This window comes from Ruminococcus sp. YE282 (assembly GCA_900101355.1).
Classification (GTDB): Bacteria; Bacillota; Clostridia; order Oscillospirales; family Acutalibacteraceae; genus Ruminococcoides; species Ruminococcoides bromii_A.
This window is the reverse complement of the sequence record FMUV01000003.1, coordinates 115,378-136,873: the sequence shown is the minus strand read 5'-3', so window position 1 is coordinate 136,873 and position 21,496 is coordinate 115,378. Positions and strand designations below refer to the sequence as shown.

Genomic DNA, 21,496 nt, shown 5'->3' with positions numbered 1-21,496 from the left:
TATTATATTTATTTTATTCAAAATCATTTGTGAATAATTCTTTTATCGCATTATATATTTCATCACGGCATTTTCTGTAAACTTCTAAATCTCCGCCATACGGGTCACAGACGTTAATAACCTTTATTTTATCGGGAGATACCCCGAAAAAATCCTGCAACATTCTTGAATGACTTTGTGACATACAATAAAATTTATCATATTTTTTGAGGTCAACGTCATTCACCGCAGTTGCCGTTTTGTCGGCCAAATCAATTCCCAATTCTTTCATTGCCAAAACCGAATTAGTCGACACCGAAGCACCTGTTGATGTTGCTATGCCAAAACTTTCGGCGGTCACGTCAATTTCTTTTTCATCTGCAATTTTATTGAATATTGCTTCTGCCATTGGGCTTCTGCAAGTATTGCCCGTGCAAACAAAAGCCACATACTTTTTATCCTTTTGCATAATACCACGTCTTTCCCACAGCAGCGTCCGCTGTCAAAGGCACATCGAGCGCAACTGCATTTTCCATTTCCTCCTGTAAAAGCTTTGCAACATACAAGCTTTCGTCAATCGGAGCTTCCACAATAAGTTCGTCGTGAATCTGAAGTATAAGCCTTGACTGCAAACCCTCTTTTTTGAGTCTGTCATTCACACGAATCATTGCAATTTTTATAATATCTGCGGCAGTTCCCTGAATCGGCATATTTCGTGCAACACGTTCACCGAATTTGCGCAGCATTGCTTTTCCTGAAGTAAGCTCGGGCAAGTAACGTCTGCGACCGAACATTGTTTCAACATAGCCGTCCTGCTTTGCCTTTTCAACCACATTTTTCATATACTCGTCAACGCCGCTGTAATGAGCAAGGTAATTTTTAATATACTGCGAAGCCTCTTTGTTGCTGACTCCGATATCTTTTGCAAGTGAGAACGCACCTATGCCGTAGACTATTCCGAAATTTACAGCCTTTGCCCTGCTTCTCATTATCGGAGTCACCATATCAAGCGGCATATTAAATACCTGGGAAGCGGTTATTGCATGAATATCATCGTTGTTCTTAAAGGCTTCTATCATATTTTTATCGTGTGAAATATGTGCAAGCACACGAAGCTCAATCTGTGAATAGTCGGCGTCAACAAGCGTCCAGCCGTCCTTTGCACAGAAAAACTTGCGCATTTCACGTCCAAGTTCGGTACGAACCGGGATATTCTGCAAATTAGGCTCGGTTGAACTGATTCTGCCTGTTCGGGTTTCGGTCTGATTAAAACTTGAGTGTATTCTTCCGTCATCTCCGATTACCTTTAACAAGCCCTCGCAGTAGGTTGAGTTGAGCTTTGCAAGCGTGCGGTAATTAAGTACCATATCAACAATCGGGTGCTGATATCTCAGGCTTTCAAGAACATCAGCATTGGTGCTGTAACCGCTTTTGGTTTTCTTTTTGCACGGAAGCTGTAAATCCTCAAAAAGCACTTTGCCAAGCTGTTTCGGCGAATTTATATTAAATTCCTCACCTGCATTTTGGTATATCTCGCTTTTGAGTGATTCAATCTGAGATGAAAGCACTTTTCCGTAATCTTCAATTCCCTGTCTGTCAACATCAAAACCGATATTTTCCATTTTTGCAAGCACGTTGGCAAGCGGAATTTCAATATCCGACAGTAACTTTTCCTGCTCGTTAGCCTTAATCCGATTACTGAGCTTGTCGCACAGTTTTTCATAAACTGTAAGCACACAATAAGGCTTATAATTTTCATTTTCTGTACACGGAAGGTCAATTTCATAGGCGGCACAAAGATTTTCATCCGAATAATCTTTGGACGACGGTTCCAAAAGATATGCCGCAAGCTCTGTATCGAACGCAAGAGAATTGACTTCAAATCCGTTTTTGTCAGCATATGCAAAAATTGCTTTACACCCGTGGGTATATTTTTTTACGGTGTTGTCAGACAAAATTTCTTCTAACAGCTTGGGATTTTTTGAAACATATACTTTTTCATTATTTAAAACCGCAAAAGAATTTAATTCTTTAAGAGCAATATTGCACAAAATGTAGACTTTCCCTACTACTTTTATATTCTTTAAAAGAATATTGTCGTCAAAATCTTCTGTTACTTCAAAATTTACTTTTTCGACAACCTTTTGCTCATTTTTGGGTATATCGTTTAGACCATATTTTTCTATTAAAGAAAACAGTTCAAGCTTTGCCATAAACCTTGCGGCGGCGTCTCTGTCTGCATTACCTGATTTATAGCTTGAAACATCGGTGTTAATCGGAGCCGTGCGGCAAATTTCGCCAAGCATACGGCTCATAAACGCATTATCCTTTGAATTTTTCAGTTTTTTCCTTATACCGTCTTTAATGTCAATTTCATCAATATGCTCGTATATATAATCAATGTTATGGAAACGCTTTATAAGGTCGCCCGCACCCTTTGGTCCGATACCCGCAACTCCGGGAATATTATCGGAAGAATCACCCTGAATTGCCTTTAATTCAATCATCTCGACAGGTGTTACGCCGTAATCTTCCATAATTTTATCGGGAGTGTAAAGAATATCGTCACGATTTGTGCAAAGGTGAACATAAGTTTTATCCGAAACAAGCTGTAAGCTGTCTCTGTCACCCGTTGCAATAACACACTCATTTCCGCTCTTTTCGCAAGCGGAAGCAAGCGTGCCGAGAATATCGTCAGCCTCGTATCCCTCACAGGTTACAATTTTATATCCGAGCAATCCCAAAAGCTCTTTTAGCAAAGGCATTTGAGAAGCAAGTTCTTCGGGCATTCCCTTTCTGTTTGCTTTATAGCCCGAATATGCCTTGTGACGAAACGTAGGAGTTTTAAGGTCAAAGGCAATGGCAACCGAATCGGGATTTTCTTCGTTTTTTATTTTATAAAGCATAGTAAGAAAACCGTATATTGCATTTGTAAACTGACCGTCCTTTGTGGTAAGCGGTCTGATTCCGTAAAATGCACGGTTAACAATGCTGTTTCCGTCAACAACAAGTAATCTCATAGTTTATACATCACATCCGTAATAACACCGTTTTTGTAGTAAATTCTCGGCACACGCTTACCCACAAGACAAACGACCTCATAATTTATAGTGTTTGTATTTTGGGCAATTGTGTCGGCGGTAGGCTCTCCGTTTTTACCTGTTCCGAAAACAATTACCTCGTCGCCCGTCTTGACACCGTCAATATCGGTCACGTCAAGCATAGTCTGATCCATACATATTCTGCCCACAATTTTTGCTTTCTTTCCGTTGACTAGCATATATCCGTCTTTTGCATTACTGCGAATATAGCCGTCGGCATAACCTATCGGAACTGTTGCAATCTTCATATCTTTTGGCGCAGTAAAGGTTCTTCCGTATGAAATGTCAGAACCTTTTTTTAAGTTCTTTACATAGGCAACGGTAGTTTTAAGCGTCATTGCAGGAATTAAATCAAGTTTGCCACAAAGCTTCCTTGACGGTGAAAGACCGTAAAGAATTATGCCTGCACGAACCATATCACAGTATGTATCCGGGTAATCCTCAATTGCACCGCTGTTTGAACAGTGAACATATTTTATACTAATTCCGTTTGACTGAATGGCATTCTTTGCATATATAAAGTTTTGGTACTGCCTTTGCGTAAATTCTCTGCCCTCTTCTGCCTCATCAGAAACACAAAAATGCGTAAACAAACCTTCAAGGCTTAGATTTGGAAGGTTGCAGGCTTCTAAAATTTCTTTAATAGAATAATCATCTCTCGGAAACTGTTGACACATAAAGCCGATACGGCTCATACCGGTGTCAACCTTAATATGAATTTTGCAAGTGCAGTTTTGTTTTACACATTCGTCCGACAGACTTTTTGCATATTCAAGAGAAAACACAGCTTGGGAAATATCATAATCAGAAAGCCTTTTGGCATCAGCAACAGGCGTATATCCTAAAATTACGATAGGCAGCTTACATCCTGAGTTGCGAATCTCAATTCCCTCGTCAATATTTGAAACGGCAAAAAAGTCAGCGCCGAGTTCATCATATATATTTGCAAGTTCTGCTGCGCCGTGACCGTATCCGTCAGCCTTTATAACACAACAGATTTTTGAATTTCCATTTACCTTATTTTTGATTTCGTTAAAATTATGAGCAATTGCATCAAGCGATATTTCAGCCCAAGTCCTTTTTACAAAATTCATATTAACCCTCTTTTATAATCATAGTGAAGATATAATCACCGAAAGGCTGAGGAGCTTACGCTCCTTTGCCCTGTTTGCAATCTGTCGCACATTCTGCTTTTTTAAACAAAGCAGAACATTGCTCCGATTTAAACATATATACATACAGATATTATTATATTACTTTTCAAGAGTCAAATCAACATAAAGATTAAACAAAAGGTCATTATTTATTATGATTGCGGCAAACAATTATTTATTAAATTCTCTTATAATTATTTTGCAAGTATACGATATCAATAATAATTCAACCAACAAATTTTAACAATATCTTATTCAAACTGCTTTTGACACAAAATGAATTATCGTTATGTTAAACTTGCAATTTCATTAAATTAAGCTTCAGCCTTAAAAGTTTTCAAAAAAATTGTGTTTGAATTTAAAAAACATACAAAAACCTATTGACAACTGATTAAAACGGCTGTATAATTACAAAATAGTAAAGAAAGTTTCCGGAAAACTTCTTACACATATTTTAAAAAATGAATATTTATGAACAAAGAAGTTCACTTTGGTTTTGAGTATTTTGCAATTTCAGTTTTATTTCCTGCAATATATCAATTCAAAACAAAGTGAGCTTTATTTTTTGTCAAAACAAATACTCTTTATGTGGAGGTTATTAAAATGGATACAGGAAGTATAGGCTTTGTATTAATCTGCGCAGCCTTCGTGTTTATAATGACACCGGGACTTGCGATGTTTTACGGAGGACTCGTTCGTAAGAAAAACGTTGTAAACACAATGATGACTTCTATCTTCATCATCGGTACAGGAATCGTAATGTGGGTGTTGTTCGGTTACTCACTGTCATTTGCACCAAGTTCAAACGGCATTATCGGCGACTTGAGCTGGCTTGGACTTGAAGGAGTTTCACTTACCGAAGGCTACACAGACGGCGCAGCAATTCCAAATATGGTATTCTGCGGATTTCAGATGATGTTTGCAGTCATCACACCGGCGCTTATCACAGGTGCTGTTGCAGGCAGAATGAAATTTAAATCACTCTTTGTATTTATCATTTTCTGGTCACTCATTGTTTATTACCCGCTTGCTCATATGGTTTGGGCTCAGGGCGGATTGCTCGGTGCAGACGGAATCGGTGCACTTGACTTTGCCGGCGGCGACGTAGTACATATCAGTTCAGGTGTATCTGCACTTGTGCTTTGTATAATCCTTGGCAAACGCCACGACTACGAAAGAGCAAATTATAAAATCCACAATATTCCAACAGTTGTTTTGGGAGCTTCACTCCTTATGTTCGGCTGGTTCGGCTTTAACGCAGGTTCGGCACTTGAAGCCAACGGTCTTGCAGCTCACGCATTTATGACAACAACAGCTTCGGCCGCTGCCGCAATACTTTCTTGGATGCTCTGTGATGTTATCAAAAACAAAAAGCCAACTCTTATCGGCGCAAGCACCGGTATGGTTGCAGGTCTTGTAGGAATTACGCCCGGTGCAGGTTTTGTTCCGGTTTGGGCAGCAGTTATCATCGGTCTTACAACAAGCCCGGTTTGCTACCTTATGATTTCGGTCGGCAAAAAGAAGTTTGGCTTTGACGATGCCCTTGACGCATTTAGCTGCCACGGCACAGGCGGTATCTGGGGCGGATTACTTACAGGCGTGTTCTCATGCACAGCAATCAACTCGGGAGCAGGCAACGGCCTTGTTTACGGTGAATTTGCTCAGTTTGGCGCACAGGCAGCAGGAATCGGCATCACAATTGTAATTGCAGTTGTCGGTACATTAATTTGCTACGGCATCACAAGATTGCTCACAGGTAACATCAGAGTCAGCCTCAGAGATGAAATGGTTGGTCTTGACATCACACAGCACGGCGAAGTTGCTTACCCGTCATTCAACGGTCTTGATAACTAATAACGGAGGGTTAATATATTATGGAAAATAACAATAACGATGTTCAGCTTATAAAAATTGAAGCTGTTGTTCGTGAAGAAATGTTTATTGACGTAAAAAAGGCACTCACTGACATCGGAGTAAACGGCATTACAGCCTATCAGGTTGTCGGCTGTGGTATTCAGAGAGGTATGTCCGAGTATGTAAGAGGTCAAAAGGTTGACGTTCAGGTATTGCCCAAAATAAAATTTGAAATTGTTGTTTCCTCAGAAGAATGGGAGAGAAAGACAATTGAGGCAATCAAGAAAACTGCATATACGGGCAATCCCGGAGACGGAAAGATTTTTACGTATTACCTAAAGCAGGCAGTAAAAATCCGAACCGGTGAAACGGGTTATGACGCTATTCAAACTCCTAATTTTGACGATTAATTTAACCACAGTGCAGATGTTTTCCACCCTTAAGACAGTAGAGTTATTCAAAACTTCATCCGAAATTACACATTGAAATTGCGAATGCTGAGTAACACTTTGCTTTAAAAACAAATACACAAGGTCCTTTAATTATGAATAAAACACATTAAACAGCATTAAAAATCGGGACGTCGTTTATTCGATGTCCCGAGTATTTTATGTATTTCAACAAAATCAGTTGTTGATGAGTTTGTCTTCGTCAGACCAGCTGTAAAGCTTTCTAACTTCCTTACCGATAACTTCAGCAGGAGCCTCAGCGTGGATTTTTCTCATTGCACGGAAGTGAGCCTGTCCGCCTGCAGGTGACATATCAAGCAAGAAGTCTTTTGCAAATGTACCGTCCTGGATATTTGAAAGAATCTGCTTCATAGCCTTCTTTGTATCTTCTGTGATAATCTTTGGACCTGTGATATAGTCGCCATATTCAGCAGTATTTGAAATTGAATATCTCATACCTGCAAAACCTGACTGATAGATAAGGTCAACGATAAGCTTCATCTCATGGATACACTCAAAGTAAGCGTTTCTTGGGTCATAACCTGCTTCGCAAAGTGTCTCAAAACCAGCCTGCATAAGTGCGCAAACACCGCCGCAAAGAACAGCCTGCTCACCGAAGAGGTCAGTTTCTGTTTCTGTTCTGAATGTTGTTTCAAGAACACCGGCTCTTGCACCGCCGATACCGAGTGAATATGCAAGTGCTAAATCCTTAGCCTTGCCTGTTGCGTCCTGTTCAACAGCAACAAGACACGGAACACCCTTGCCTGCCTGATACTCACTTCTTACTGTGTGACCCGGTCCCTTAGGAGCAATCATAGTAACGTCAACGTCAGCAGGAGGTACTATCTGACCGAAGTGAATTGCAAAGCCGTGAGCAAACATAAGCATATTGCCTGCTTCGAGGTTTGGCTCAATGTCTTTCTTGTACATTGCAGCCTGCTTCTCATCGTTAATAAGAATCATAATAATGTCAGCCTGCTTTGCAGCCTCAGCGGCTGTATATACCTTAAATCCCTGTGCTTCTGCTTTTGCCCAGGATTTACTACCTTTATAAAGACCAATAATAACGTCGCAGCCCGAATCCTTAAGGTTGAGTGCGTGTGCATGTCCCTGGCTACCGTATCCGATGATTGCAATTTTCTTTCCGTCAAGCAAAGACAGGTTGCAGTCTGACTGGTAATAGATTGGTGCCTTCATGTTTTCTTTGTAGTCTTTCATTTTTAAATTCCTCCTTATCGCCGAAGCGATATTATAAAATGATATATGTTATAGCTGCAAGGTTATACGCAAAGTGCGGTATTGCCTCTGTCAACGGCAATTGTGCCCGTTCGTACAATCTCACGGATACCATAAGGCTTAAGTAAGTCTATAAGTGTGTTTATTCTGTTGGTACATTCGCAAAATTCAATTGTTACGCAGCTTTGTGCGGCGTCAACAATCTTTGCATTCATAATTTCTGCCGTCTGAATTATTTCAGAACGTTTTGAAGCCGTGCAATGCACCTTTATTAAAATCAATTCACGGCTGATAAAGTCACCGTCAAGGCGCTTTACCTTAATAACCGGAATCAACTTATTGAGCTGTTTTTCAAGCTGCTCAACAACGTATTCGTCGCCGTTTGCAACAATGGTTATTCTTGAAACTGCGGGGTTGTTTGTAACTCCTACTGCGAGCGAATCAATGTTGAAGCCCCTTCGGGAAAAAAGTCCCGAAATTTTTGACAGAACACCTGCCTGATTTTCTACAAGTATTGATAATGTATACTGCATTCTGTCACCTCATTAAATCGACGGAGTATCCGGGTATACATCACAAACAAGGATAAACGGCTTGTCGGACTTTACAATACCCTGAATGATTTTTTCGGCTTCTTCGTTTGAGTGAGCCTCTGCGTGGTCAATTCCGTAAGCTTCGGCAATTTTCAGAAAATCAGGGTCGCCCTCAAGAATAGTTGCAGAATGTCTTTTGCCGTAGTGTTTGTCCTGAAGCTCACGCACCATACCAAGACGAGAATTACGCATAATAATAATCTTAATTCCCAAATTATTTCCTGCAATAGTGGCAAGTTCATTCATACTCATCTGAAAACTTCCGTCGCCGCAAATAACAATAACGTCACGCTTTGGTCTTGCAAATTTTGCACCGACAGCGGCAGGAATTGAATATCCCATAGTACCCATACCGCCTGTTGTCAGGAAACGACCCTCACGTATACGGAAATTGTTAGCACACCAAATCTGGTTTTGTCCTACGTCGGCAACCAAAATTGCCTTTGAACGGAACATTGCGCTCAGGTGACTAACAAGGGTTCTCGGTTCAACATAGCCGTCAAAAGTCGGAGGCTCCTTGTGAAGCTCTTTTTTCCACTCCTTAACGGTGGCATTCCATTCCGGCAAAACCTCATAGTCGCCGATTCCGTCAAGCAAAGCGTTAAGAACATTTTTCATATCACCGACAATCGGAATTTCAGTCTTTACGTTCTTTCCAATTTCGGCAGGGTCAATATCAATATGAATAACCGTTGTATTCTCACTCATCTGGTGAGGTGAAGCAACGGCTCTGTCGCCAAGTCTTGCTCCGCATACGATAACAACATCTGCTTCGTGAAGCGCACGGTTTGCAACGGCTCTTCCGTGAGTTCCGAGCATACCAAGATACATTTCATGGTCACTCGGCATAACTCCGATTCCCATCATTGTTGAAATTACAGGGATTTTGGTTTTGTCTGCAAAAAGCTGGAATTTCGGCTTAATGCCCGAACTGAGCACACCGCCGCCTGCAACAATTACAGGGCGCTTACTGCTTTTTATAGTTTCAAGAGCACGTTTAACCTGAATTGCGTGTCCCTTGGTGTTTGGCTTGTATCCGATTATATTAACCTCATCGGGATATACAAATTCCTCTATCTCATTTTCCTGAATATCAATAGGAATATCAATCAGCACAGGACCTTTTCTTCCTGTTGAAGCAATGTGAAATGCCTCTTTAAATACACGCGGCAAATCTTCCGTCTTGTTAACAAGATAACTGTGTTTTACGAATGGCTCGCAGGCACCTGTTATGTCTGCCTCCTGGAACACATCTCTTCCGAGCAAGTCAGAACGCACCTGTCCGGTTATTGCAATAATCGGGATAGAATCGGTATAGGCAGTTGCAATGCCGGTAATCAAATTAGTTGCACCGGGTCCGGAAGTTGCAACACAAACGCCCGGACGGTCACTGCACCTTGCGTAACCGCTTGCAGCGTGAGCCGCATTTTGCTCTTCACGAACAAGAACGTGCTTTATGCTTGAATTATAGAGCTTATCATAGAAGGGGCAAATAGCCGCACCCGGATAACCAAAGACGACGTTAACACCCTCGGCCTCCAAACATTTTACCATAATCTCAGCACCGCTGATCATATTATTTGTCCCTCCTTAGCCTTGATTAATCCGAAATTAAAAGCAAACACCAAACTAACGTCAGGCTTTGCTTTACCGTATATTATACCTTAGTAATTCAAAAAAGTAAAGAGCAGAAACACGTTCTGCTCATACTTTTTGTGACGATTTTCTGAAAATTTCGTCAATATTTTATTTTGTAAATTTCGTGCTTGTATATGGCATTTATAAAACTATCATTTATACTTCATTGCGCTGTTTGAAATTGCTTCTATTCAAAACAGAGCACTGCCTTTATTAAATTAAAAACTTTACTTTAAGAGCCTTGCCGCATACAGTACACACAAAACGCAAACGCCTGTATCTGCCACAACCGACATCCACATTGCAGCAAAGCCAAATGCCGCAAGAATAATTACCGCAGCCTTTACAAGGAGAGCAAATGTGATATTGATATGAATTGTACTCATAGTTTTGCGTGCAATTTTTACCGCTGACGTAAGCTGAGTAAGGTTACCTGCCGAAAGAACAGCGTCGGAAGCCTCAATTGCGGCTTCACTGCCAAGACCCATTGCAATTCCGCAGTCGCTTGCCGACAATACAGGTGCGTCGTTTATTCCGTCACCCACGAAGCAAACAGATTTGGAGTTGCGTTTAATTTGTTGAATATTCGTAAGCTTGTCGTCAGGCATAAGCTCGGCTTTATAATTGTCAAGTCCAAGCTCCTTACTGACCTTTTCGGCATTTGCCGAGGAATCGCCGGTAAGCATAACTGTATTTTTTACGCCAAGCGCCTTTAGGCTTGAAATAACATTTTTTGACTCCTGTCTTACGGTATCGCTTACCGAAATTGTACCGATAACTTCTCCGTCATAAACAACAAATACAGAAGCATTTTTGCCGAACTTTGCCTTTTGGCTGTCACTCAAAATCTTAGTACCGCCGCACTCAAGTGTTTTGCCGTTAAGCTTGGCAGCTGTTCCGTGACCTGCATTCTCTTCATAATCCGATAACTCGGGAATGTTGAGATTCTTTGCTTTATTTTTTATTGCAATTGCAATCGGGTGAGTTGAATATTTTTCGCAAGCAGCCGCATATGCAAGAACTTCATCTTCCGAGTAATTTGATGTTGCGTTTACTTTGTCAACTCTGAGTTTGCCGCTTGTGAGCGTTCCTGTTTTATCAAATACGAATGCGTCTGCTTCAGCTAAGGCTTCAAGATATTTGCCTCCCTTAACAAGCACGCCGACCTTTGAAGCCGCACCGATTCCGGAATAATAAGAGAGTGGTACTGAAATTACGATAGCGCATGGACAGGAAGCAACCAAACAAACAAGCGCTCTGTAAAGCCATTCCGAAAATGCGCCTAATCCGAGCAGAGGCGGAACAATTGCAATTAATGCCGCAATTGCGATTACTATCGGCGTATAAACAGATGCAAAACGAGAAATGAGTTTTTCGTTTTTACCCTTTTGAGCAGCGGCATCTTCAACAAGATTTAAAATTCTTGTGGCTGTGCTGTCACCGAATACCTTTGTTGTTTTTATGTGAATAAGTCCGTTTCCGTTGATTGAGCCGCTCATTACCTCGCTGCCCTCCTCAACTTCAACAGGCAAACTTTCTCCGGTAAGAGCCGATGTATCTACTGTTGTTTTGCCCGAAAGCACAACACCGTCAAGAGGTATTCTTTCATATGGTTTTACAACAACTGTTGTGCCAATCTGAACATCCTCGGCTGCAACTGTTCTTTCATTGCCGTTTGACAAAATTATTGCGGTATCGGGGCGAATTTTTGCAAGTTTCTCAATATCTCTGCGGGAAGTATTAACGGCTTTGTCCTCAATGAACTCACCGAGTGAGAATAGGATTGCAACCATTGCGGCTTCAACAAACTGTCCAAGACAAAACGCCGCAATTACGGCAACCGACATAAGCGTGGTTTCATCAATTCTAAGCTTGATAATATTCTTAAATCCCTCAATGAATACCTCATATCCTGCAAGAACCGTAGCCGCAAGGCAAAGAACAAACAATACATATTTTCCCCAGGTTGTTGTATCTGCAACGGTATATTCAAGTACGATTGAAATTAAACCGAGAACAATAGAAATAATTAAGAATATTTTATCTAAGCCAAACTTCTTTTCTTCATCATCGGATTTCTTAACTTTAGCCGCATTATCAACAACATGGGTACCGTCCTCTATGCTGTCACAAATACTCTGAATTTCTGCTACCGGATTTTTCTTTTCGGAGCGAAAATTAAGCTGTTTTGTCGCGAAATTGTAGCTTACATTTTCAAAGCCCTCGGTATTGGCAATTTTTTGCTCTATCTTTCCTGCACAATGAGCGCAATTAAGATTTTCAATAGTATATGAATGTTTCATACTCTATTCCCCCTTATTGTATATACATTCAACATATGCAAGCGGAAACCAACCGCCTGTCTTTTTATACTTTTTTATTCTCCAACCATTTCTCTGCAAAAAATCTAAATATTCTTTTGCTGTCCATTTATTTGGTGTAAAACCGATAATATGCATCAGATTTAAAAGTAAAGACTGAAACACGTTTATATTTCCCTGGACAAAGGTCGGAGCGATAAGCAATCCGTCTTTTTTTAAAACTCTTCCGATTTCCTGTAATGCCTTTTCAGGATCTGTCATAATGTGCAAAGCATTTGAAATTACTACGACGTCATAGGACTCATCGGCAAATGTAAGATGATATGCATTTTGAATCGAGAATGTCAAATTCTTTGAATTACAATTTTTCTTTGCCTGTTGTATCATTTTTTCTGAATAATCGGTTGCATCAGTTCTTTTGGTACAATCCGCAATGTTCTTTGCAATCAATCCGGTTCCGGTCGCAACCTCAAGAACGGTTTTCCCCATCACCTGTCTGCGTATCAGACTGAACATTTCACGATACATTTTTTCGTCTTTTTTCATAAACAGATTGTAAAATGGTGCGTACTTATTCCAAAACTCAACTTTCATACCAAACCTCGTTTACTCAAGCACGTGGTCAAGTCCCATTTCTATAATGCGCTTTACGTGGTCATCGTCAAGCGTATAATAAATTTGTTTGCCCTCACGCCTTACTTTCACAAGTTTGTTTTGTCGTAGTACTCTAAGTTGGTGTGAAATTGTGCTTTGCTCCATATTAAGCGATTCGGCTATGCTGAGAACAGACATTTCCGTGTCTGAGATTATATACATAATTCTTAGCCTTGTTGAATCGCCAAAAACCTTAAACAGGTCTGCAAGCTCAAACAACACATCCAAATCAGGTATATCCTTTTTAGTATTTTTTGTGTTACTGTCTTTTGCTATATTTTCCATTTCAGTAGCCCCACCTAACAAATTTTCGTTTGTTCATATGAATATATGTTCATATGTTGATATTAATATAACATACAAATATAGTATTGTCAATAGATTTGAAATATATTTTTAAGCCAAACACAATATTGTCATCACAAAACTATTGTGATATAATGCAGTTAATATCAGATTTTAAGCAGAGCTTTTAACCGATTTCAAGCAACGCAAAAGGGCGTAACTTTTCAGAGATTCATTAAGGTATTAAGCCCCCTATTATTCCCCACTGTCTTAAAATCGGCAAACCTCTGTGCTATGATTATAAAGCTGATATTACTACACAATCGGAGTTGATATTTATGGCAGAAAACCTTTTAACAAGAATAAACGAACTTGCAAAAAAGAAACGTGAACAGGGACTTACACCTGAGGAACAAGCTGAACAAAAGGAACTTTACAAAATATATCTCGGCGACATTCGCGCTCAGTTTGACCAAACTCTTGACGGAGTAAGTGTCAAGGAAAAGGACGGCAGCGTTGTTCCGTTTAAGGAAGCATATAAGAAAAAAGAGAATAAATAAAACAAAAGGAACATTCCGCACGGAGTGTTCCTTTTGTATATCTCAATTGTTATTGCATTGTTTTCAACAATTTGATTTGGAATTAAAGTCAAAAGCACAAATAAGCCTTAAAATTACAAGGTCTTTTTTAAATAAATCACATCGTCCATAGGATTATTATAATAAGGCTTACATTCAACAAATCCAAATTTTTTATATAAATAAATTGCAGATTTCAACGGTTTTATTGTATCCAAAACCATTTCCTTGTAACCTGCCTTAACAGAATTACTTATGATGTTTTGAATCAACTTCTCGCCAAGCTTCATTCCTCTGCACTCAGATTTAACATAAAGGCGTTTCATCTCACAACAGGTATCGGTCAGGCGATGATACGCCACCATACCGACAACTTTGTTGTCAATAATTGCCACCAAAATCTCACCTTCGGGTGGAATATATTTTTTTGCAGGATTCTTAAGCTCATCATCAATATTTTGAAAAGACAAATCTCTTCCAAGCCTTTGATAATATTCCTTAATCAATTCACTAATATCTGCGATATACGGCTTTCCGTCTACGATTTTCATTATTGTCACCTTTTAATTTTGCAATAGATATTTATCATAAAACTTGAATATCACAACAACAAAATGGGCGTTCCAAACAGAACGCCCATAATTAATTATAATGTTATGCAATTACGCAAATTGATTAATACTATAACTATTATAATATTAAAATCAATCTTCAGCAACGGCAGCCTGAGCAGCAGCAAGACGAGCTATCGGCACACGGAATGGTGAGCATGATACATAGTCAAGACCAATCTTGTGGCAGAACTCTACTGAAGATGGGTCGCCGCCGTGCTCACCGCAGATACCAACGTGGAGCTTTGGATTAACCGGCTTACCAATCTTGATAGCGGTTTCCATAAGCTTGCCAACGCCTGTCTGGTCGAGCTTTGCAAACGGATCGTTTTCAAAAATCTTAGCATCATAATATGCATTGAGGAACTTACCTGCATCATCACGGCTGAAGCCGAATGTCATCTGAGTAAGGTCGTTTGTACCGAAGCAGAAGAAGTCAGCTTCAGTAGCAATTTCGTCAGCTGTAAGAGCAGCACGAGGAATTTCAATCATTGTACCTACTTCGTACTTAAGGTCAACGCCGGCAGCCTTGATCTCAGCATCAGCAGTTTCAACAACGATCTTCTTAACATACTTAAGCTCTTTAACTTCGCAAACGAGCGGAATCATAATTTCAGGCTCTACTGTCCAATCCGGATGCTCTTTCTGAACTTCGATAGCAGCACGGATAACAGCCTTTGTCTGCATCTTTGCAATTTCAGGATATGTTACTGCAAGACGGCAGCCACGGTGACCCATCATTGGGTTGAACTCGTGGAGAGAAGCGATAATAGCCTTAATGTCTTCAACTGATTTGCCCTGAGCGTCAGCAAGCTTCTTGATGTCAGCTTCTTCGGTAGGAACAAACTCGTGGAGAGGCGGATCAAGGAAACGGATTGTAACCGGGTTGCCTTCGAGAGCCTCATAAAGAGCCTTGAAGTCGCCCTGCTGATAAGGAAGAATCTTCTCAAGAGCAGCTTCTCTCTCTTCAACTGTATCTGAACAAATCATCTCACGGAATGCAGCGATTCTGTCCTCTTCAAAGAACATATGCTCTGTACGGCAAAGACCGATACCTTCTGCGCCAAGCTCTCTTGCTTTCTTAGCATCAGCAGGAGTATCAGCGTTTGTTCTAACTTTGAGCTTTCTGTACTTGTCAGCCCAAGACATAATTCTGCCGAACTCGCCTGCAATCTTAGCGTCTGTTGTAGCAATAGCACCTTCGTAGATGTTACCTGTTGAACCGTCGATTGAAATATAGTCGCCTTCCTTGAAGGTCTTGCCTGCAAGTGTGAACTGCTTGTTAGCTTCGTCCATAATGATATCGCCGCAACCTGATACGCAGCAAGTACCCATACCACGAGCAACAACGGCTGCGTGAGATGTCATACCGCCACGAACTGTGAGGATACCCTGTGAAGCCTTCATACCTGTAATATCTTCAGGTGATGTTTCAAGACGAACAAGAACAACCTTTTCGCCCTTTTCGTTCCAAGCTTCAGCGTCTTCAGCAGTGAATACTACCTTACCGCAAGCAGCACCGGGAGAAGCACCGAGACCCTTGCCCAAAGGAGTTGCAGCCTTAAGAGCAGCAGCGTCGAACTGTGGGTGAAGAAGTGTGTCAAGGTTACGAGGGTCGATCATTGCAACAGCTTCTTTTTCTGTTCTCATACCTTCGTCAACGAGGTCACAAGCAATCTTAAGAGCAGCCTGAGCTGTTCTCTTACCGTTTCTTGTCTGGAGCATATAGAGCTTCTTGTTCTCTACAGTAAACTCCATATCCTGCATATCTCTATAATGATCTTCAAGTGTTTTGCAAACTTTCTGGAATTCAGCAAATGCTTCCGGGAATTCGTCAGCCATCTTCTGGATAGGCATTGGTGTACGAACACCGGCAACAACGTCTTCGCCCTGTGCGTTTACAAGGAATTCACCCATAAGTTTCTTTTCACCGGTAGCAGGGTCACGTGTAAATGCAACACCGGTACCGCAATCGTCGCCCATATTACCAAATGCCATTGACTGAACGTTAACGGCAGTACCCCATGAATAAGGGATATCGTTGTCACGGCGATATACGTTTGCACGAGGGTTATCCCAAGAACGGAATACAGCCTTAACTGCGCCCATAAGCTGTTCCTTAGGATCATCAGGGAAGTCAACGCCGATTTTAGCCTTATATTCAGCTTTGAACTGTGAAGCAAGTTCCTTAAGGTCGTCAGCTGTAAGCTCTACGTCATAAGTAACGCCTCTTTCAGCCTTCATCTTGTCGATAAGCTCTTCAAAGTACTTCTTACCAACTTCCATAACAACGTCGGAGTACATCTGAATAAATCTTCTGTAACAGTCCCAAGCCCAACGTGGGTTGTTTGACTTTTCTGCAATTACGTTTACAACAGTTTCGTTAAGACCGAGGTTGAGGATTGTATCCATCATACCGGGCATAGAAGCTCTTGCACCCGAACGAACAGAAACGAGAAGAGGATTTTCCTTGTCGCCGAATTTCTTGCCTGTAATTTCTTCCATCTTTTCGATGTATTCATTAATCTGTCCCTGAATCTCATCGTTGATTTCTCTGCCGTCCTCATAATACTGAGTACAAGCCTCTGTTGTAATTGTGAAGCCCTGTGGAACCGGAAGACCCAAACCTGTCATTTCTGCAAGGTTTGCACCCTTACCGCCGAGGAGCTCACGCATGTTAGCATTACCTTCTGTAAAAAGGTAAACCCACTTGTTTGCCATACCGGTAAACCTCCTATAATATAATTGATAATATATGGCTGTGACAGAAATATGCATAATTCTGCCAGCTTGTATAAGCCTAAACCATATTATAACAAATAATTGATGAAATAGCTACATTTTTTTAAAAATTTTTCTGATAAAAAACAGAAATATATTTTATCAATATTGTATAAATCGTTTAAAATGCACATAATTAGTGCGTTTTTGTAAAATTCACTTGAAATTTGTAATTTTTATGCGATAATAATATTGTGTCTTATTGTGCAGTTGACGCACAAATTTAATACATATCTTATCTGTTTGTGAGGTTTTATAATGAACAATTGTGCAATAATCCTTGCCGGCGGCGAGGGAAAACGTATGAAGTCCGACAAACCAAAAACCCTTTCTATGGTACTTAACAAGCCTATGCTTTTGTGGGTTATCTCGGCGCTTAAGGGTGCGGGAATTGATGACATCTGCATTGTTAAGGGCTACAAAAAGGAATGTATTGAAGACTTTATCGACACACTTGACTTTGAAGTTGAGAGCGTTTTTCAGGCAGAAAGGCTCGGAACCGGTCATGCGGTTATGATGGCCAAGGAATTTCTTAAAAAGCACAGCGGTAACGTTGTAATTCTTAACGGAGACGCACCGTTTATGACAAGCGACACAATTAAAAAATCCCTTGATAAGCACATTGAAAGCCAAAGCTCGGCTACCGTTATCTCAGCAAAAGTCGATAACCCGACCGGATACGGCAGAATTGTAAGAGGCGAAGACGGAAGTCTTAAAGCTATTGTTGAACAAAAGGACGCTGACGAAGAAACTCTTAAAATCAACGAGGTTAATTCAGGCGGATTTTGGTTTGACTGTCAGCTGCTTTTATCGGTTCTTGACAGAATTAAATCAAACAATAAAGCCGGAGAATATTATTTGCCCGACGCAATAAAGCTTTTGCTTTCGGACGGCAAGAAGGTTGAAGCCTATACTGCCGAATGCAGTGATACCGTACTCGGCGCAAACGACCCGGCTCAGCTTGAAGAGCTTAATCAAATTGCAAAGCAAAAAGGATACACCTGCAGTCTTTGATTTAAAATTTAATAAAACGTATTATAGCTGCATAGTTACAGAAAATTATATTATTTAGTATTCAAAATGCGAGGCACAGCTTTTGCGGCTTTGCATATCGAATAATCATAAATCAGTCAAACAAGAATTCAATATAAACAATCAAAGGAGTTATTGCAATGAATTTTCACGGTAAGGACATCAAAATTTTTTCCGGCAATTCAAATGTTGACGTAGCTCAGGGAATTGCAGGCTGTCTCGGCTTGCCTCTTGGCAAGAGCGACTGCACTCATTTCTCAGACGGCGAAATTGCTGTATCGCTTCACGAATCAGTTCGCGGAAGCGACTGCTTTATCGTTCAGTCAACCTGCACACCGGTAAATGACAATCTTATGGAAATGCTCATAATGATTGACGCTATGAAGCGTGCATCTGCTGCAAGAATCACAGCAGTTATGCCGTATTTCGGCTATGCAAGACAGGACAGAAAAGCTAAGGCAAGAGATCCGATTTCTGCAAAACTTTGTGCCGATATAATTACAACTGCCGGCGCAGACCGTGTGCTTACAATGGACCTCCACGCAAACCAGATTCAGGGATTTTTCAATATTCCTGTTGACCACCTCAAGGGTGCTTCTATTCTTGCAAACCACATGCGTGAGAAAATCGGCGGAAATCCTGACGACTATGTTGTAGTATCTCCGGATTTGGGTTCGGTTACTCGTTCAAGAAACTTTGCTTCAAGAATCGGCGCAAGCCTTGCAATCATTGACAAGCGCAGACCAAAGGCTAATGTATGCGAAGTTATGAACATTATCGGCGACGCAAGAGGCAAAAAGGTTATTCTTGTTGACGATATGATTGACACCGCAGGAACACTTTGCAACGCTGCAAACGCAATTGTTGAAAAGGGCGGCGCAACAGAAGTTTATGCCTGTGCAACACACGCAGTTTTGTCAGGTCCTGCTGTTGAAAGAATCAAGAACAGCGCAATTAAGGAAGTTGTTTTGCTTGATACAATTCCTGTTCCTGAGGAAAAGATGATTGACAAATTCACAATTCTTCCTGTTGCTCCGACATTTGCAGAAGCAATCGCAAGAATTTACAACGACAAGCCATTCACAACTGCATTCGGCTGATAACTTATTATGACAAATTATTCCGTAGGTTTGGAATACAATAGATTAATGCTAATATAATAGTAATAGTGAGCACGTCTTACCCTTTCTGTTTAATATTAGTATATAGACAGGCGGGTTATTTTTAACCCGCCGTATCTGTTTTTTAAGTGTGAGTTTATGAGGGAAAGTTATGCAAGAAAAAAGCAGCAATGAAATTTTAAACGAATTTATACGTGATTTTAAACAGTGGGGACTTGACGGAAAAGAACCCGAATCCGCTTCGCTTGATTTAATTTACGCAATGGACTTGCAGGAAAAAAGAATGAAGTCATACGGTTTATCGGTAAACTATGATTTTGTTCAAAACGGCGAAAATCCTAACGATATTTACACATTTGGAAGCCTCAGGGATTCCGGAAAATTCCGCAGTACAACATCTGTTGCACATTATAAAGTTAAAAAAACTTATTTAAAAAACGGGGAAAAATATCAAGCCAAAAAGACAAAATGGCATTTTATGCAATGATAACCAGACTGCTTGACCAAAACTGTGACGAAGTGTGCTGCTGTCCGAACTGCGGAGCCGTAAGCAGTATAAAAACATTGCTCGGAGGATGCCCTCACTGCAAAACCAAGTTTATTATCACCGACCTTTTTCCAAAGGTAACCAATTTCTTCTTTATCAAGGACTTTAGTAAAAGTTTGCCGAGCGGCAAAAGGCTTGTGCTTTTATGGATGGGAAAACCGTCCATCTTGGTTACAGCTTATTACTGGTTCAACACCACTCACACGGCAATAACTCCGGAAACGGTGTTCAGCGTAATTGCCTGAATATTTTTAGGTGCATTTGGCGGATACGTATTATGGGGTTTTAGTTTTATGGCAAAAACACTTTTTAAATCGTTTGCCTCAATCCCCGCTATGGGCAGGCTGTACTCCGCAAAACACAACCTGCCAAAATATATGAAACAAATTGACAGTAATTTTTCATACGAATATTTCGTCGGAAAAATGTTTGCCCTGATAAAAATGATGATTTTCAGCGACGATTACGAAAACCTTGCCATATATGAAGGTCAGCCGATGCAAAACAAATTAAAAAATGTGATTGACATTGATTTTTCGGGCGTAATCAGGCTTAATTCATTTAATGTAAACGGCATCTACTGTTATGTTGATATGAATTACTACATAACCGATTATATTTACAAAAATAATTCGGTACACAAAAGAAGAGACGAACTTCACATCAAGGTTTGCCGAAACATTCACACACTGCAAAATCCGAACTTCTCGCTTAAAAGAGTTGAATGTAAAAGCTGCGGAGCAAGTTTTGACGCAACACATGAGCACAACTGTCCTTATTGCCAAAGCCCATACCACCTTGGCGACGACGACTGGGTAGTGCTTGAGTTCGGGAAAGTGTAATCATAACAAAGTCACAATTAAAAGCACATAAAAACTAAAGAATAAATAAATGTGGGAGCAACTATGTTTGGAAATAAAAAATTCGGCGGTTCGGTAGAATATATTGTTGTCGGACTCGGCAATCCTGATAAAAAATATGAAAACACACGTCACAACACGGGTTGGCTTGCCCTTGACCATATTGCCGAAAAGCTTGACTGCAAAGTAAACAGAATCAAATTCAAAAGTTTTGTCGGCGAATGCAGCATAAACGGCAAAAAGGTTTTGCTGATGAAACCTACAACCTATATGAACAACAGCGGTCAGGCTGTTGTTGAAGCTATGAATTTTTATAAAATTCCGCCTGAAAACGTCATCGTTATATTTGACGATATTTCACTTGACGTAGGCAAAATGCGTATCCGCTCAAAAGGAAGCGACGGCGGTCAAAAGGGTATGCGCAGCATAATTTATCTTAGCGGAAGCGATAAATTCCCTCGTATCAAAATCGGAATAGGCGCAAAACCAAATCCGGGATGGGATTTAGCCGACTGGGTGCTTTCACGCTTTACCGATGATGAGCAAAAACTTCTTGAAAAGATGTTTGACAACGCCTCGGGAGCAGTTGAACTAATTACAGAAGGAAAAATCGACAGGGCTATGAACCTGTACAACTAAGATTAGCACAAATCTTTTCACAAATTGCAATAACCGACTAAAATTCACAAAATACAATGTGAC

20 protein-coding genes are annotated in these 21,496 nt (G+C 40.5%); 9 read left to right on the top strand and 11 right to left on the bottom strand.

Annotation, left to right across the window (positions count from 1 at the left end):
* Positions 1-13 precede the first annotated feature (13 nt).
* Genes BLP46_RS02360 through alr form a run of 3 tightly spaced genes read right to left on the bottom strand, consistent with a single transcriptional unit; the run spans position 14 to position 4,174 of the window.
* Positions 14-448: an arsenate reductase/protein-tyrosine-phosphatase family protein gene (locus BLP46_RS02360; protein WP_092975036.1), complete on the bottom strand. Its 435-nt coding sequence runs from the start codon at positions 446-448 to the stop codon at positions 14-16.
* Positions 435-2,999, bottom strand: coding sequence for a DNA polymerase I (polA, locus tag BLP46_RS02355; protein WP_092975033.1), 2,565 nt, complete (start codon positions 2,997-2,999; stop codon positions 435-437). Before polA ends, BLP46_RS02360 begins: the two co-directional genes overlap by 14 nt.
* The gene (gene alr / locus BLP46_RS02350) at positions 2,996-4,174 is read right to left on the bottom strand and encodes an alanine racemase (RefSeq protein WP_092975030.1); all 1,179 of its coding nucleotides are present in this window, start codon (positions 4,172-4,174) and stop codon (positions 2,996-2,998) included. Before alr ends, polA begins: the two co-directional genes overlap by 4 nt.
* Before the next feature lie 663 nt (positions 4,175-4,837).
* On the opposite strand from alr, the gene BLP46_RS02345 reads away from it, so the two are divergent.
* Positions 4,838-6,088: an ammonium transporter gene (locus BLP46_RS02345; protein ID WP_092975027.1), complete on the top strand. Its 1,251-nt coding sequence runs from the start codon at positions 4,838-4,840 to the stop codon at positions 6,086-6,088.
* A 20-nt stretch (positions 6,089-6,108) separates the two neighbouring features.
* A complete protein-coding gene (locus tag BLP46_RS02340; protein WP_092975024.1) occupies positions 6,109-6,498 on the top strand; it encodes a P-II family nitrogen regulator in 390 nt (129 codons plus the stop codon).
* Between the two features lie 216 nt (positions 6,499-6,714).
* Here the strand turns inward: BLP46_RS02340 and ilvC are convergent, their stop codons facing one another.
* The 6 genes from ilvC to BLP46_RS02310 all read right to left on the bottom strand — a co-directional run bounded on the left by ilvC (position 6,715) and on the right by BLP46_RS02310 (position 13,264).
* Entirely contained in the window at positions 6,715-7,755 is a 1,041-nt protein-coding gene (gene ilvC / locus BLP46_RS02335; RefSeq protein WP_092975021.1) for a ketol-acid reductoisomerase, read from the bottom strand.
* Positions 7,756-7,817: 62 nt separating this feature from the next.
* The gene (ilvN, locus tag BLP46_RS02330) at positions 7,818-8,306 is read right to left on the bottom strand and encodes an acetolactate synthase small subunit (RefSeq protein WP_092975018.1); all 489 of its coding nucleotides are present in this window, start codon (positions 8,304-8,306) and stop codon (positions 7,818-7,820) included.
* A gap of 12 nt (positions 8,307-8,318) precedes the next feature.
* A complete protein-coding gene (ilvB, locus tag BLP46_RS02325; RefSeq protein WP_092975015.1) occupies positions 8,319-9,941 on the bottom strand; it encodes a biosynthetic-type acetolactate synthase large subunit in 1,623 nt (540 codons plus the stop codon).
* Positions 9,942-10,231: 290 nt separating this feature from the next.
* Positions 10,232-12,307: a heavy metal translocating P-type ATPase gene (locus BLP46_RS02320; RefSeq protein WP_092975012.1), complete on the bottom strand. Its 2,076-nt coding sequence runs from the start codon at positions 12,305-12,307 to the stop codon at positions 10,232-10,234.
* A gap of 3 nt (positions 12,308-12,310) precedes the next feature.
* Entirely contained in the window at positions 12,311-12,919 is a 609-nt protein-coding gene (locus tag BLP46_RS02315) for a class I SAM-dependent methyltransferase (RefSeq protein ID WP_092975009.1), read from the bottom strand.
* 12 nt (positions 12,920-12,931) lie between these two features.
* Positions 12,932-13,264 carry an ArsR/SmtB family transcription factor gene (locus BLP46_RS02310; RefSeq protein ID WP_092975006.1) on the bottom strand — a complete coding sequence of 111 codons (333 nt, stop codon included), beginning with the start codon at positions 13,262-13,264 and terminating at the stop codon, positions 12,932-12,934.
* A gap of 338 nt (positions 13,265-13,602) precedes the next feature.
* On the opposite strand from BLP46_RS02310, the gene BLP46_RS02305 reads away from it, so the two are divergent.
* Positions 13,603-13,824, top strand: a complete 222-nt coding sequence (locus BLP46_RS02305) for a DUF896 domain-containing protein (RefSeq protein WP_092975003.1) — start codon at positions 13,603-13,605, stop codon at positions 13,822-13,824.
* Positions 13,825-13,937: 113 nt separating this feature from the next.
* Here the strand turns inward: BLP46_RS02305 and BLP46_RS02300 are convergent, their stop codons facing one another.
* Positions 13,938-14,393, bottom strand: coding sequence for a GNAT family N-acetyltransferase (locus BLP46_RS02300; RefSeq protein ID WP_092975000.1), 456 nt, complete (start codon positions 14,391-14,393; stop codon positions 13,938-13,940).
* Positions 14,394-14,546: 153 nt separating this feature from the next.
* Positions 14,547-17,174 (bottom strand): pyruvate, phosphate dikinase, encoded by a 2,628-nt coding sequence (gene ppdK, locus BLP46_RS02295; protein WP_092974997.1) that lies wholly within the window; start codon positions 17,172-17,174, stop codon positions 14,547-14,549.
* A gap of 318 nt (positions 17,175-17,492) precedes the next feature.
* On the opposite strand from ppdK, the gene BLP46_RS02290 reads away from it, so the two are divergent.
* The 6 genes from BLP46_RS02290 (at position 17,493) to pth (ending at position 21,433) form a co-directional block, all read left to right on the top strand.
* Positions 17,493-18,248, top strand: coding sequence for a sugar phosphate nucleotidyltransferase (locus BLP46_RS02290; RefSeq protein ID WP_092974994.1), 756 nt, complete (start codon positions 17,493-17,495; stop codon positions 18,246-18,248).
* Between the two features lie 158 nt (positions 18,249-18,406).
* Positions 18,407-19,366, top strand: a complete 960-nt coding sequence (locus BLP46_RS02285; protein ID WP_092974991.1) for a ribose-phosphate diphosphokinase — start codon at positions 18,407-18,409, stop codon at positions 19,364-19,366.
* Between the two features lie 172 nt (positions 19,367-19,538).
* Complete coding sequence (locus tag BLP46_RS02280) at positions 19,539-19,874, top strand: hypothetical protein (protein WP_092974988.1); 336 nt, start codon at positions 19,539-19,541, stop codon at positions 19,872-19,874.
* Complete coding sequence (locus BLP46_RS02275) at positions 19,856-20,179, top strand: hypothetical protein (protein ID WP_092974985.1); 324 nt, start codon at positions 19,856-19,858, stop codon at positions 20,177-20,179. The genes BLP46_RS02280 and BLP46_RS02275 overlap by 19 nt, the downstream gene beginning before the upstream one ends.
* A 48-nt stretch (positions 20,180-20,227) precedes the next feature.
* Positions 20,228-20,776, top strand: coding sequence for a hypothetical protein (locus tag BLP46_RS02270; RefSeq protein WP_092974982.1), 549 nt, complete (start codon positions 20,228-20,230; stop codon positions 20,774-20,776).
* A 63-nt stretch (positions 20,777-20,839) separates the two neighbouring features.
* Complete coding sequence (gene pth, locus BLP46_RS02265; RefSeq protein ID WP_092974979.1) at positions 20,840-21,433, top strand: aminoacyl-tRNA hydrolase; 594 nt, start codon at positions 20,840-20,842, stop codon at positions 21,431-21,433.
* The last annotated feature ends 63 nt before the right edge of the window (positions 21,434-21,496 follow it).

Excerpts from the sequence above, each read along its gene's own strand:
- BLP46_RS02360 (WP_092975036.1), bottom strand. The coding sequence starts at position 448 with ATGCAAAAGGATAAAAAGTATGTGGCTTTTGTTTGCACGGGCAATACT.
- polA (WP_092975033.1), bottom strand. The coding sequence starts at position 2,999 with ATGAGATTACTTGTTGTTGACGGAAACAGCATTGTTAACCGTGCATTT.
- alr (WP_092975030.1), bottom strand. The coding sequence starts at position 4,174 with ATGAATTTTGTAAAAAGGACTTGGGCTGAAATATCGCTTGATGCAATT.
- BLP46_RS02345 (WP_092975027.1), top strand. The coding sequence starts at position 4,838 with ATGGATACAGGAAGTATAGGCTTTGTATTAATCTGCGCAGCCTTCGTG.
- BLP46_RS02340 (WP_092975024.1), top strand. The coding sequence starts at position 6,109 with ATGGAAAATAACAATAACGATGTTCAGCTTATAAAAATTGAAGCTGTT.
- ilvC (WP_092975021.1), bottom strand. The coding sequence starts at position 7,755 with ATGAAAGACTACAAAGAAAACATGAAGGCACCAATCTATTACCAGTCA.
- ilvN (WP_092975018.1), bottom strand. The coding sequence starts at position 8,306 with ATGCAGTATACATTATCAATACTTGTAGAAAATCAGGCAGGTGTTCTG.
- ilvB (WP_092975015.1), bottom strand. The coding sequence starts at position 9,941 with ATGATCAGCGGTGCTGAGATTATGGTAAAATGTTTGGAGGCCGAGGGT.
- BLP46_RS02320 (WP_092975012.1), bottom strand. The coding sequence starts at position 12,307 with ATGAAACATTCATATACTATTGAAAATCTTAATTGCGCTCATTGTGCA.
- BLP46_RS02315 (WP_092975009.1), bottom strand. The coding sequence starts at position 12,919 with ATGAAAGTTGAGTTTTGGAATAAGTACGCACCATTTTACAATCTGTTT.
- BLP46_RS02310 (WP_092975006.1), bottom strand. The coding sequence starts at position 13,264 with ATGGAAAATATAGCAAAAGACAGTAACACAAAAAATACTAAAAAGGAT.
- BLP46_RS02305 (WP_092975003.1), top strand. The coding sequence starts at position 13,603 with ATGGCAGAAAACCTTTTAACAAGAATAAACGAACTTGCAAAAAAGAAA.
- BLP46_RS02300 (WP_092975000.1), bottom strand. The coding sequence starts at position 14,393 with ATGAAAATCGTAGACGGAAAGCCGTATATCGCAGATATTAGTGAATTG.
- ppdK (WP_092974997.1), bottom strand. The coding sequence starts at position 17,174 with ATGGCAAACAAGTGGGTTTACCTTTTTACAGAAGGTAATGCTAACATG.
- BLP46_RS02290 (WP_092974994.1), top strand. The coding sequence starts at position 17,493 with ATGAACAATTGTGCAATAATCCTTGCCGGCGGCGAGGGAAAACGTATG.
- BLP46_RS02285 (WP_092974991.1), top strand. The coding sequence starts at position 18,407 with ATGAATTTTCACGGTAAGGACATCAAAATTTTTTCCGGCAATTCAAAT.
- BLP46_RS02280 (WP_092974988.1), top strand. The coding sequence starts at position 19,539 with ATGCAAGAAAAAAGCAGCAATGAAATTTTAAACGAATTTATACGTGAT.
- BLP46_RS02275 (WP_092974985.1), top strand. The coding sequence starts at position 19,856 with ATGGCATTTTATGCAATGATAACCAGACTGCTTGACCAAAACTGTGAC.
- BLP46_RS02270 (WP_092974982.1), top strand. The coding sequence starts at position 20,228 with ATGGCAAAAACACTTTTTAAATCGTTTGCCTCAATCCCCGCTATGGGC.
- pth (WP_092974979.1), top strand. The coding sequence starts at position 20,840 with ATGTTTGGAAATAAAAAATTCGGCGGTTCGGTAGAATATATTGTTGTC.